This window comes from Cytobacillus sp. EB106-05-05-XG126 (assembly GCF_058791715.1).
In genome coordinates this window covers 248435-260823 of sequence record NZ_JBYTDU010000005.1, presented here as the reverse complement: position 1 = coordinate 260823, position 12389 = coordinate 248435, and the positions used below count along the sequence as shown (strand labels likewise).

Sequence of the window (12389 nt, the reverse complement as noted above, 5' to 3'; positions counted from 1 at the left end):
GGGCTTTATCCCCACTGATTGTTAGTTGAACCAATCGGGCCTTTACGGGCAGTTTGACCCCCGCTTATCCTCTATTGATTCATCTGAGTTATAAAGTGGGGGTCTTACTGCCCGTTAGACTGCGATAAAGTGAAACTTCAATCAGTGGGGGCTTTATCCCCACTGATTGTTAGTTGAACCAATCGGGCCTTTACGGGCAGTTTGACCCCCGCTTATCCTCTATTGGTTCATCTGAGTTATAAAGTGGGGGTCTTACTGCCCGTTAGACTGCGATAAATCCTGGACAAAAATAAAAGGCTGGCAGATGCCAGCCTTTTTATCGTTATATTTGAATTATAGTTTTACAACGTTTGCAGCTTGAGGTCCACGGTTTCCTTCAACGATTTCAAAAGAAACTTCCTGGCCTTCTTCTAAAGATTTGAAACCATCACCTTGGATAGCTGTGAAGTGTACGAATACATCGTCTCCGCCTTCAACTTCGATAAAACCGAAACCTTTTTCATTGTTGAACCATTTTACTTTACCGTTTTGCATGTTTACTTTTCCTCCTAAGCCTTTCAAGACACAACAGGTGCCTTAGATGAATATTACCACCTAACAAAACATAAAGCAGATATTTTTAGCTAATAACGGAAATATATTCTGTTAAATGATGATTATAATATACACGAATGGGCACTTTCAGTCAAGGAAATGAACACCTTTTTTACAAAAAACATTAAAATATTTTAAATATTTTTACTTTTTTATGCTGTGGAGGAAAATACAAAGTTTCTGCTGTGATCTGATAACATAAATTATCGTTTTTCTCATATGAATTATTAATTATCTTGTTGTTAAAGGGTGAGGAAAATGTACAGGTTTTCGATTGAGGATCAGGATTGGATTTTGAGGTTTTCACCCAACATCCAAATTGAAGCGGAGGAGAAGCAGGCCATTATAAGCTCCATTCTGCAGGTTGGCAAGGATCTCCCGCAATATTCGCATGGAGAGTCTTTTATCATTATGAATGACCAATTAGGCATTATCGTTTTTAGTGTCGAGAAAATACCATCTATGATATTGACCGTCTCAAACATTGTTACAGAAGATAAATGGTACATTCAAAAGAACCTTACAATAAAGCGGTATCATAAAGAATGATCGGCAAATGCCGATTTTTTTTGAGAGATAAAAAAGTATAAAATTTGTACGCAGATAACTGTCCAGCTCCACAAGGAACGCTTCGTCAGTATAATCATCGCAGGACTAAAAGCGTTAGCTTTTAGGAGGAGCGCCTGCCCCTCGAGGTCATAAGTCTGTCTAGTTGCGGCTCCTAGGGACGAAAGACTAGTCAATCCCTCCCAGAAGGAAAGAACACCTTCTTGCAGGGCTCATCTTATGCTTGTCGTCCCTGAGCAATCGCCTCCACATTTCGGACAAGCCTCCCAAAAAGGCAAAGAACGCCTTTCCGTGAGGCTCGTCTTTTGCTTGAGGCCCGCAGGAAAAGGAAGGCATCGTCACCATAAACATCGCACGACCGAAATTGGAAGCTTTTGGGAGGATGTGGCGTTCTTAGTCTGCGTTCCTTCGTGGGCAAGGCGCTTGCGCTTTTCTTATTGTGAACAGGTTCAATAGGTAAAAAATCACAGAGTCTTCCGCCTTATGCAAACGCTTTCCCTTTTGGATTAATATATAATTGCAGGAATCTTTAAACAATTTATAAAGGAGGGCTTAGGTTGAAAGGGTTTAAACAGTTTATTTTTCTGGCCGCAGCTATTATATTGGCGGCATCAAATTTTTTATCCCCATTTATGCAAACGATTGCATCGGCCGAAAAAACAACACAAGGGGCCGGTCAGACTACAGCAGTTACCATCCATTATCAGCCTGAAGAGGGCGAAATAAAGGATTGGAATTTGTGGGTATGGCCTAAAGATGGCGAGGGCCAGGTTTTTGAATTCACTGGTGAAGATGAATTTGGACTTATTGCAGAGGTTGTGCTGCAAGGTATTCATGATGAAGTTGGTTTTATTGTCCGCACTGACAGCTGGGAGAAAGATGGAGGGGACCGATTCATCAATGTAAAGAGCGGCAATGATGAGGTATGGGTGAAAGCAGGCGATGAACATACATATACATCACCGCCTGATGGTGAGTACAGAGACTTTCCAGCATTTGAACGTGTGAAGGTAAAACTCCACTACTTTCGATATGACGGAAATTATGAAGGCTGGAATTTATGGACATGGCCAGAAGGCAAGGATGGGAAAAGAGTTGATTTTACAGCAGAAGATGATTTTGGGAAAGTTGCAGAGTTTGAGCTTGAAAATCCGGAAGGTATGAAAAAGGCCGGATTTATAGTGAGGAAGAGCATGGAAGGAAATGATTGGGCCGGCAAGGAATTTGGTGATCGCTTTATTACAAAGTTCGATGAAAATGGGAATGCAGAAATATGGATTGTTCAGGGAACAGAAAGAATTTATTACAATCCAGCGTATATTGAAAAAGATCCAAAAATAGTGAATGCTTCTATGGATACTTTTAATCAGATTACGCTTGAAACCAATTTTCCTTTCCAGTGGAGGGATTGGAAATCCATAATTAATATTGACAATGCCGATATTAAAGAAGTTGTCCCTTATGACGGGAACGAGGAAAATAATTTTACAAATAAAGTAAAAGTGATAACAGAAGATAAACTGGATTTCAGGCAATCTTATAAAATCTCTGTAGTTTCATTTGGAGAGGCAGAGGTGAAGATAGGGGAGATTGTCAGATCAAATGAATTTGATGAGGCTTTCTATTATGATGGCAAGCTTGGAAATCAGTATACGAAAAATAAAACCTCTTTCAGGCTTTGGGCCCCTACAGCAAGTGAAGCATCGATTGTGCTTTATGACAGCTGGGATGATCAGACCGCTGAGGAACTTCCTCTTAAAAGAGGTGAAAAAGGAACCTGGACAACTGTTCTAAAAGGTGACCAAAATGGGTTGATTTACAATTATAAAGTCAAAATTGGAGGAGAATGGACAGAAGCCGCTGATCCCTATGTCCGGGCAGTAACAGTAAATGGCGACAGGGGCGTTGTAATGGACCTGGACTCAATCAATCCTAAACAGTGGAATAAACAGAAGCCGGAGTTAAAGAATCCAGAGGACTCCATCATTTATGAAGTTCATGTACGGGACCTTTCAATTCATGAGGACAGCGGCATTAAGCATAAGGGGAAGTTCCTAGGGGCTGCTGAGAAAAGCACCATAAATTCTAAAGGAGAAAAAACAGGTTTAAATCATATAAAAGACCTTGGAGTCACACATGTTCAGTTCCTTCCGATTTATGACTACCGGACAGTTGATGAAACAAAACTGGACGAACCGCAATATAACTGGGGCTATGATCCTAAAAACTATAATGTGCCGGAAGGATCCTATTCTACTGATCCTTATGATCCAGCGGCAAGAATTACAGAATTGAAGACTATGATTCAGGCATACCATGATGAGCAGCTGCGGGTTGTAATGGATGTTGTGTATAATCATGTGTTTGCAGTAAATGAATCCAGTTTCCACAAGCTTGTTCCAGGCTACTATTTCCGCTATAACGAAGATGGAACACTTGCCAATGGCACAGGCGTCGGCAATGATACAGCTTCAGAAAGAAAAATGGTGCAGAAATTTATTGTCGACTCTGTTGCCTATTGGGCTGAGGAATATAATCTTGATGGATTCCGCTTCGATCTGATGGGCATTCATGACACTGAAACAATGAATAAAGTAAGAAAGGCATTGGATAATATTGATCCTACTATCATTATCATTGGTGAGGGCTGGGATTTAAACACTCTACTGGCAGCTGAAAAGAAGGCCAATCAGAAAAATGCCGAAGATATGCCTGGCATTGGCCATTTCAATGATGGCATCCGGGATGGATTAAAAGGCAGTGTGTTTAATGAACTGGATAAGGGTTTTGTAAATGGCAAACAAGGCATGGAAAGCTTTGTACAGCAAGGAATTGCAGCTGGATTGGATTATCGGGATGCAATGGCCACATACAAAGATCCTGAACAGGCGGTTACGTATGCTGAGGCACATGATAACCACACTCTTTGGGATAAGCTTGACCTGACCAATCCGGATGCAGCGGAAGAATCCAAAAAGAAAATGCATAAATTGGCTTCTTCCATCATACTGACATCCCAAGGAGTCAGCTTTGTTCATGCTGGCCAGGAATTCATGCGGACAAAGTATGGGGATCACAACAGCTATAAATCCCCTGACAGTATAAATCAGTTGGACTGGGACCGCCGAACTGAATTCAGCGGGGAAGTAGACTATTTTAAAGGTCTGATTAAGCTCAGAAAGCATTATAAATCCTTTAGAATGACAACAGCTGAGGATATTCAATCAAAGCTTCATTTCATTGAAGCCCCGGATAATACGGTGGCCTACAGACTGGATGCAAAAGGCCTGAAGGATAGGGCGAAAGAGATCGTTGTAATCCATAATGCGAATACAAAACCAGTTAAAATATCACTTCCGGGCAAGGGCCCTTGGCATTTGCTTGCAGACGGAAAACAAGCTGGGGTTAGAACCCTAAAGGTATATAAGTCAAAAACAATTGAAATACCCGCACAAACCAGCTTTATACTAAAAAGATAAGTAACGGAGGAGAATCCTGTCAGGGGTTCTTCTTTTATTTGCTTAGCGGAACACGATTGTTTTAAAAATTTCATAACTATAAAGGTATTTTAACTCCTTTTGCTAAATTTTTAGGTTAATATTAAAATAGATGTCTATATTTTGTTTTACAACAAAGGGAGCTAAAGTATGAAACTGATAATCGCGGAAAAGCCCGATCAGGGTATGACGCTGGCTTCTATTTTTAAAATGAAGAAACACCAGGGATATATTGAAATCTTTCCAAATGATATATTCCCCCAGGGGGCTCATGTTACCTGGGCTATAGGCCACCTATGCCAGCTGTCTGCCCCTGAAAAATACAAAAAAGACTGGAAAAAATGGTCATTGGACACATTGCCGATCATTCCGGAGCAATTTCAATATGAAGTGACAAAGGATAAAGCAAAGCAATTCAATATAATCAAACAGCTTGCTTCTAATCCTGATTTAACAGAAATTATCCATGCGGGCGATGCAGGGAGAGAAGGAGAGCTTATCATCCGGAACATTCTAAGGCTTACCGGATCAAGAGTGCCTATGAAAAGGCTCTGGATCTCTTCTTTGACTCCAAAGGCCATAAAGGAAGGGTTCCTTGCCCTGCTGGATGAAAGTGACACAAGGAATTTATATTATGAAGCCTATACGAGAGCATGTGCCGACTGGGTCGTTGGGATGAATGCTTCGCGTTTATACAGTCTTCTTCTGCAGCAGAAAGGTTTCTCGGATGTTTTTTCAGTAGGAAGGGTTCAGACCCCAACTCTTGCTTTAATTGTAAAGAGAGAACAGGAAATTCAGAATTTTGTTTCCGAACCTTTCTGGGAGGTAAATGCACAGTTTAAAGTGGACGGGAAAAAATATACCGGCAAGTGGGAAAAAGATGGTGAGACCAGAATTAAAACCAAAGAGCTTGCCGAAAAAATTGCGGCATTTTGCAGAGATAAAGAGGCACAGATAGAAGATGTGCAAGCTGAAAAAAAAGAATTCCTGCCGCCGATGCTTTATAATCTTTCGGTATTGCAGGCGGAAGCCAACCGCAGGTTCAAGTTCCCGCCTAAAAAAACACTTGATGTACTGCAGAAGCTTTATCAAAAAGGAATCGTATCATATCCCCGTTCAGACTCCAGGCATGTAACAGAAGGAGAAGCGGAAATGTTTCCGGAAATCCTCAGAAAAATGGAAGCAAAAGAGGAGTATAAGGAATTCTTCCCTCTGCCTATAAGCTCCATATTGCATAATAAACGGTTTGTGAATGACAAAAAGGTAACGGATCACTATGCCATCATACCGACGGAACAGGTGCCGGACCTGGGAAGATTATCTTTGGATGAAAAAATTCTCTATGATCTGATCGTGAGGAGCTTAATAGCTGCCCATTATGGAAAAGCTGTATCAGAATATACAACTATAAAAACCCTTGTTGACGGAAGGGCATTGTTCCTATCCAAGGGAAAAGTACAGCTTGAAGAGGGCTGGAGAAAAGTGATTCCGCAGCAGGAGAAGGAAAAGGAACCGATTCTGCCTTTATTGCAGGCTGGCGACCAGGGAACATTGTTAAAGGCCGATGTAAAAGAAAGCAAAACCCAGCCGCCCAAAAGGTATACCGAAGGCCAGCTGATTACACTCATGAAATCGGCCGGGAAGCAGATCGAGGATAAGGAACTCGAAAAGGTTCTAATGAAAACAGAAGGCCTGGGAACGGAAGCCACAAGAGCGGGAATCATTACCATGCTGAAGGAGCGCAAATACATTGATATAAAGAAGAATCTTGTATATGCAAACTCAAAAGCAAAAATCCTTATAGAAGCGATAGGAACAGAGATACTTGCTTCCCCTGAAATGACTGCCAAGTGGGAACAGCGGCTGAAGGACATTTCAGATGGGCAGGCATCCCCGAAACAATTCATGGAGCAGACCAATAAAATGGTAGGCCATTTAATCTCTGCCTCCATTGAACATTCTGGAAAGTGGGCATTCTCAGAAGAAGACAAAGAGGGATTCATCCCTGGGAAATTCAAACAAAAAAGGTCAGCCAATTTGGGCAAATGCATGCTGTGTGATGGTAAAGTTGTGGATAAAGGAAGCTTTTATGGCTGCTCCAATTATAATAAAACCAAATGCACTTTCACTATTTCCAAAAGCATTATGGGCAAGACAATAACTCAAAAAATGCTCAAACAGCTATTAAAGGATGGAGAAACAGAATTAGTCGAAGGATTTACAAGCAAAGGAAAAGATAAAACATTCTCTGCTAAATTATCCTGGGACCGACAGGAAAACAGAGTTAAATTTCTCTTCCCGCAAAAGGCCTGAATAAGCCAGATGCAGTATATTTCCTTGTCTCCATTTTCCAACTGTAGTAAAATCGTTAAAGTCTAATATTTATTTAAGAAAAATATAATGTGAACATGCGCTCTGCGCTTTTCTAAAATAGTTGTCTAGCTCCGAGCGCCATCGGCTCGAGGTCTTAAGCCAATCGCTTCTGAAGGCAAAGAACGCCTTCTGCCAGCGCTTGTCTTAAGCAGGTCGCCGAAAGGCAGGCGCTCTGCGCTTTTCTAATTGGCAGGAGGTTGCGTAATGCCAACACCAAGTATGGAAGATTACATTGAACAAATATATATGTTAATTGAAGATAAAGGATATGCGAGAGTTTCTGATATTGCTGAGGCTCTTTCTGTGCATCCATCTTCTGTGACAAAAATGGTTCAGAAGTTAGATAAAGATGAGTATCTTGTTTATGAAAAATACCGCGGGCTTATATTAACGCCAAAAGGGAAAAAAATCGGCAAGAGGCTTGTATATCGGCATGAACTTTTAGAACAGCTACTGCGTATTATTGGAGTCAAAGAAGAAAACATTTATGAAGATGTGGAAGGCATCGAACACCACCTGAGCTGGGATGCCATCGACCGTGTTGGCGACCTGGTTCAATTTTTTGAAGAGGATGACAGCCGCATCGGAGTGCTGAGGGAAATTCAGCGCAAAAATGAAGAAGAACAGTAAAAACCTGACTGCTATAAGTCAGGTTTTTTCATGTTTCGCACTATTAATAGAGGCTTGGAAAATCATCAAAAGATGACGAATCGGAAGGATTCAGCTGCATAGAGCCGTCTTCGTTTTCATCAATATGGATCCCCTCAATTACACCGTTCTCAGCCTCAATTAGTGCTTTGCGATAAGAAATAATCCGTCCTCCGGAAGTCTGGAAGGAAATTATTTCACCATTATTGTTGCGGTAGACTGCTGTCACCTGCTCGCCGTTCATACAAAACTCTCCTTATTCATTTTCTATTAATATTGTTGACGTTTTTACCATTTTATAATCAGAGGTATTTTTGAGAATCTTAGCGAATTTAAAATATTGGGAACTTTTTTATTGAACAATCGTATTCATAAACGGAGGGATAAAATGAGTACTTTTAATTGGTCTGCAGAAGCAGAGAAGCTTTGGGATAATAATTCGGAATCATGGAATGCAAAGAGCAGGGCAATGTGGGAGGAAGGAAGCCGAAAAGATATCATCTCCTTCTTCGAAAAGCATGTCAAAAAAGGATCTGCTGTTTGTGATCTTGGTTGCGGAGATGGTTACGGTTCATACAAGCTTGCTTTGGCTGGCTATAGAGTTACTGGGATTGATGTCTCAGAAGAGATGATACATAAAGCTGAAAAATTAAACGCTGAAAATGATGCGGTGTTTAAGAAAGAAGACATTTCTAATCTTTCACTTGAGGAAAATGAGTTTGATTCGATTCTTGCCATTAATTCCTTGGAATGGACTGAAAGCCCGCTGGATGTTTTACAGGAAATTCAGCGAATAGTTAAGCCGGGAGGAAGAGCGTGTATAGGGATTCTTGGCCCCACAGCCGCCCCCCGGGCTAACAGCTACCGCAGGCTTTATAAGGAAAAAGTTATCTGCAATACCATGATGCCATGGGAATTTGAACAGCTTGCAAATGAAAACGGATGGTTGAAGATTGATGAACTGGGTGTTTATAAAAAAGCATCAGAGCAGCTTTCAAAAGGATCGCTGACTGATGAGCTAAAGCAATCATTATCTTTTATGTGGGTCTTTATGCTTGAAAACAGGGAAATGAAAGGATGAAAAGAGAATGAGCAGATATTCAATTGAAGAGTTTGTAAACCAGACGAAACAGCAGGATAAAGGTGAAGGGCTGTTTGAACTGGAAACATCAAGGATGCTCGAAATTAATTTAACCAGCCAGGTTTGGGCTAAAGCAGGCGGGATGGTTTCCTACCGCGGCCAGATAAAGTTTGAGCGCGAAGGCATTCTCGAGCATGGCTTAGGAAAGATGTTCAAAAAGGCACTTACTGGAGAAGGCACAGCATTAATGAAAGCAACAGGCAACGGAAAGCTGTACCTTGCAGACCAGGGGAAAAAGATTTCAATCCTGAATCTTGAGGGGGATTCCATCTTTGTAAATGGGAATGATCTCCTTGCTTTCGAGCCTTCCATCAGCTGGGATATTAAATTAATGAAAAGGATGGCAGGCATGCTTGCAGGGGGCTTGTTCAATGTCCGTTTAGAAGGGACGGGAATGGTGGCTATTACTTCTCACTATGAGCCCCTGACACTTTTAGTTACTCCTGATAATCCCGTATATACCGATCCAAATGCGACAGTTGCATGGTCAGGGTCACTGCAGCCGGAATTCGTAACAGATATCTCCTTTAAAACGTTTCTTGGAAGAGGGAGCGGGGAGTCGATCCAAATGAAGTTCTCAGGCAGCGGATTTGTAGTGGTTCAGCCATTCGAAGAAGTGTATTATGCCCAGCAATCATAATGAAAAGCGGAAGCGCTTCCGCTTACCAGGCGCTTGAAAATATTTAAATTTTATAAAATGAAAAAGCCGGTTTTGAGAGGGGAAACCCTGCAAAAAACCGGCTGTTCCTGCTTTTAGCTGCATATTAAGTTATTCCGCTCACTGCATGATTAATCCCACTCGTAAGGAGTCTCCTGGTATACATAGTAGTTCAGCCAGTTGGAAAACATTAAATGGGCATGTGACCGCCATATATTAAGGGGTCTTCTGCCGGTATCATCATTCGGAAAATAGTGTTTTGGCACTGGAACCTGAAGACCTCTGCTTTTGTCTCTAGTATATTCTTCTGCGAGTGTGCCTGCTTCATATTCCAGATGGCCAGTTACCATGATTTGTCTGCCGCCGTTTGCGCTCATGATGAAAGGACCCGCCTCCTCAGAAGAGGAAAGGAGCTTCACTTCCGGGTGATTCAGCAGCTGCTCTTTATAAACATCGGTATTTCGTGAATGCGGAGCATAATAGATATCGTCAAAGCCCCTCAGCAATTTTTCGCTTCTGTCATGAACTTCATGAAGATAAACACCGGAGCATTTCTCAGGCAGCTCATATTTTCCGATCCCAAAGTGATAGAACAACGCTGCCTGTGCTCCCCAGCATATATGCAGGGTGGAGGTAACATTTGTTTTTGTCCACTCCATTATTACAGTTAGCTCCTCCCAATAGTCAACTTCTTGAAAGTCAAGAAGTTCTACAGGAGCTCCAGTTATAATCATCCCGTCAAATTTTCTTTTTTGAACTTGCTCAAACGTAGTATAGAATTGTTCAAGATGCAAGGGACTGGTATTTTTTGATTGATGAGTGGCTGTTTTTAAAAATGAGATATTTACCTGTAAAGGCGTATTTCCAAGAAGTCTTAAAAGGTGGGCTTCCGTTTTTTCTTTCTCAGGCATCAAATTCAGGATGAGGATATTTAATGGACGGATATCCTGCTGTTTGGCACGGTCCTCATCCATGATAAATATATTTTCTTCCTCTAAGATCTCCCTGGCAGGAAGCAGCTTAGGAATTTTTATTGGCAAGTGATCATCTCCCTGTACAAAATTCAATTAAACTTATTATAAAGACGATTCAAAATTGTATCAATGCTTTACTGTGTGAAAATGCGAAAATATCAAAAGTAATTGATAATATTTCGTTTCAGTGATGGTACAATATAGCTGTAAGTAACTTATACATATTGGATTCCGGGGGTATAAAAATGAATGTGAAACCGATCGTGAAATCAGATATTGAAATTGCTCAGGCATCAGAAATGAAGCCCATTACGGAAATAGCTGAAAAACTAGGGCTCATTGAAGATGATCTGGAGCTATTTGGCAAGTATAAAGCAAAAATATCCGCAGCAGCCTTAAAGAAATTAAGTACGAATGACAGCGGTAAAATAATTCTAGTCACTTCCATTAATCCAACACCAGCGGGCGAAGGGAAGTCCACAGTAACAGTCGGACTTGCCGATGCTTTTAACAGACTTGGCAAAAAGGCTATGGTCGCAATGCGGGAACCTTCCCTGGGACCGACAATGGGAATTAAAGGCGGTGCAACAGGCGGGGGATATTCACAAGTTCTGCCGATGGAAGACATCAATCTGCATTTTACCGGCGATCTTCACGCAATTACAACAGCCAATAATGCCCTGGCCGCCCTGATTGATAATCACCTCCAGCAGGGAAATCTGTTGAATATCGATCAGAGAAGAATTGTCTGGAAGCGTGCTCTGGATTTGAACGACCGTGCATTGAGAAAAATCGTGATTGGCCTGGGAGGGCCGTTACAAGGTGTCCCAAGGGAGGATGGCTTTGATATTACTGTTGCTTCAGAAATTATGGCCGTTTTATGCCTTGCATCCGATCTGCAGAATCTGAAGGAAAGACTGGGGAAAATGGTTATAGCCTACAATTATGATAAACAGCCCGTAACAGTGAGCGATCTTGGAGTGGAAGGCGCTCTTACTCTCCTGCTTAAAGAAGCAGTCAAACCTAATCTGGTCCAGACTATAGAACATACACCGGCATTGGTTCATGGCGGCCCGTTTGCCAATATCGCTCATGGCTGCAACAGTGTGATTGCAACTTCCGCTGCATCCAAACTCGCTGATTATGTAGTGACAGAAGCGGGTTTTGGCGCAGATCTTGGCGCTGAAAAGTTTCTGAATATTAAAGCCCGAAACGAAGGCATTGACCCTGAAGCAGTGGTTATTGTAGCTACAATCCGTGCTTTAAAAATGCATGGAGGCTTGTCAAAGGCTGAATTGGGCATGGAAGATACTGAAGCACTCACTAGAGGCTTTGCTAACTTAAAAAAGCATGTTGAAACAGTTGAAAGCTTCGGGCTACCGTATGTAGTGGCTATTAACCGGTTTATTTCCGATAGCGAGAATGAAATTGCAACCCTTACAGATCTTTGCAGTGAGGCAGGCATGCCAGTTGCCCTGACAGAGGTTTGGGAAAAAGGCGGCCAGGGCGGGATTGAGCTGGCAGAGAAGCTGCTGGAAATTTTGGACCAAAACGCAGCGAAGTTCAATCATCTGTATGATTTATCACTGCCTCTTGAAGAAAAAATTCTAACAGTGGCTCAGAAGGTTTATGGCGCAGAAAATGTTGAATACTCAATCAAAGCCAAAAAGCAGATTAAAGACTTTGAAAGTTTTGGCTGGGGTGTCCTGCCGGTTTGTATGGCTAAAACACAATATTCTTTATCTGATGATCCTTCAAAACTGGGAAGGCCATCTAATTTTACCGTTACAATCCGTGAACTGAAGCCATCCATTGGTGCAGGATTCATTGTAGCACTCACCGGTGATGTGATGACTATGCCAGGCTTGCCTAAAGCCCCTTCAGCCATGAACATGGATGTAGATGAAGATGGAAATGCAGTCGGCCTATTTTAAGGG

10 protein-coding genes are annotated in these 12389 nt (G+C 41.8%); 7 read left to right on the top strand and 3 right to left on the bottom strand.

What is annotated here, in order from left to right; translation table 11 throughout:
* Positions 1 to 333: 333 nt before the first annotated feature.
* Positions 334 to 534: a cold-shock protein CspD gene (gene cspD / locus AC3WTL_RS17235; protein WP_009791749.1), complete on the bottom strand. Its 201-nt coding sequence runs from the start codon at positions 532 to 534 to the stop codon at positions 334 to 336.
* A 318-nt stretch (positions 535 to 852) separates the two neighbouring features.
* On the opposite strand from cspD, the gene AC3WTL_RS17230 reads away from it, so the two are divergent.
* The 4 genes from AC3WTL_RS17230 (at position 853) to mntR (ending at position 7661) form a co-directional block, all read left to right on the top strand.
* Entirely contained in the window at positions 853 to 1143 is a 291-nt protein-coding gene (locus AC3WTL_RS17230; protein WP_048009432.1) for a hypothetical protein, read from the top strand.
* Between the two features lie 575 nt (positions 1144 to 1718).
* Complete coding sequence (gene pulA, locus AC3WTL_RS17225) at positions 1719 to 4640, top strand: type I pullulanase (RefSeq protein ID WP_492369779.1); 2922 nt, start codon at positions 1719 to 1721, stop codon at positions 4638 to 4640.
* 168 nt (positions 4641 to 4808) lie between these two features.
* Entirely contained in the window at positions 4809 to 6971 is a 2163-nt protein-coding gene (locus AC3WTL_RS17220; protein WP_492369778.1) for a DNA topoisomerase III, read from the top strand.
* A gap of 264 nt (positions 6972 to 7235) precedes the next feature.
* Entirely contained in the window at positions 7236 to 7661 is a 426-nt protein-coding gene (mntR, locus tag AC3WTL_RS17215) for a transcriptional regulator MntR (RefSeq protein WP_048009428.1), read from the top strand.
* A 43-nt stretch (positions 7662 to 7704) separates the two neighbouring features.
* Here the strand turns inward: mntR and AC3WTL_RS17210 are convergent, their stop codons facing one another.
* Positions 7705 to 7923: a DUF3892 domain-containing protein gene (locus AC3WTL_RS17210; RefSeq protein WP_222497961.1), complete on the bottom strand. Its 219-nt coding sequence runs from the start codon at positions 7921 to 7923 to the stop codon at positions 7705 to 7707.
* A 144-nt stretch (positions 7924 to 8067) separates the two neighbouring features.
* Here AC3WTL_RS17210 and AC3WTL_RS17205 point away from each other — a divergent pair, with 144 nt between their 5' ends.
* The gene (locus tag AC3WTL_RS17205) at positions 8068 to 8760 is read left to right on the top strand and encodes a class I SAM-dependent methyltransferase (RefSeq protein ID WP_222497963.1); all 693 of its coding nucleotides are present in this window, start codon (positions 8068 to 8070) and stop codon (positions 8758 to 8760) included.
* A 7-nt stretch (positions 8761 to 8767) separates the two neighbouring features.
* On the top strand, positions 8768 to 9460 hold the full coding sequence (locus tag AC3WTL_RS17200) for an AIM24 family protein (RefSeq protein ID WP_048009425.1): 693 nt from the start codon (positions 8768 to 8770) through the stop codon (positions 9458 to 9460).
* A gap of 149 nt (positions 9461 to 9609) precedes the next feature.
* On the opposite strand, the gene metA is transcribed toward AC3WTL_RS17200, so the two are convergent.
* Complete coding sequence (metA, locus tag AC3WTL_RS17195; protein ID WP_197213812.1) at positions 9610 to 10518, bottom strand: homoserine O-acetyltransferase MetA; 909 nt, start codon at positions 10516 to 10518, stop codon at positions 9610 to 9612.
* A 179-nt stretch (positions 10519 to 10697) separates the two neighbouring features.
* Here metA and AC3WTL_RS17190 point away from each other — a divergent pair, with 179 nt between their 5' ends.
* Complete coding sequence (locus AC3WTL_RS17190; RefSeq protein WP_248348590.1) at positions 10698 to 12386, top strand: formate--tetrahydrofolate ligase; 1689 nt, start codon at positions 10698 to 10700, stop codon at positions 12384 to 12386.
* Positions 12387 to 12389 lie beyond the last annotated feature (3 nt).

What these genes read in the sequence shown, in the direction of transcription:
- AC3WTL_RS17190 (WP_248348590.1), top strand. Translation starts at nt 10,698, where the DNA reads ATGAATGTGAAACCGATCGTGAAATCAGATATTGAAATTGCTCAGGCA.
- AC3WTL_RS17210 (WP_222497961.1), bottom strand. Translation starts at nt 7,923, where the DNA reads ATGAACGGCGAGCAGGTGACAGCAGTCTACCGCAACAATAATGGTGAA.
- AC3WTL_RS17220 (WP_492369778.1), top strand. Translation starts at nt 4,809, where the DNA reads ATGAAACTGATAATCGCGGAAAAGCCCGATCAGGGTATGACGCTGGCT.
- AC3WTL_RS17200 (WP_048009425.1), top strand. Translation starts at nt 8,768, where the DNA reads ATGAGCAGATATTCAATTGAAGAGTTTGTAAACCAGACGAAACAGCAG.
- AC3WTL_RS17205 (WP_222497963.1), top strand. Translation starts at nt 8,068, where the DNA reads ATGAGTACTTTTAATTGGTCTGCAGAAGCAGAGAAGCTTTGGGATAAT.
- mntR (WP_048009428.1), top strand. Translation starts at nt 7,236, where the DNA reads ATGCCAACACCAAGTATGGAAGATTACATTGAACAAATATATATGTTA.
- cspD (WP_009791749.1), bottom strand. Translation starts at nt 534, where the DNA reads ATGCAAAACGGTAAAGTAAAATGGTTCAACAATGAAAAAGGTTTCGGT.
- AC3WTL_RS17230 (WP_048009432.1), top strand. Translation starts at nt 853, where the DNA reads ATGTACAGGTTTTCGATTGAGGATCAGGATTGGATTTTGAGGTTTTCA.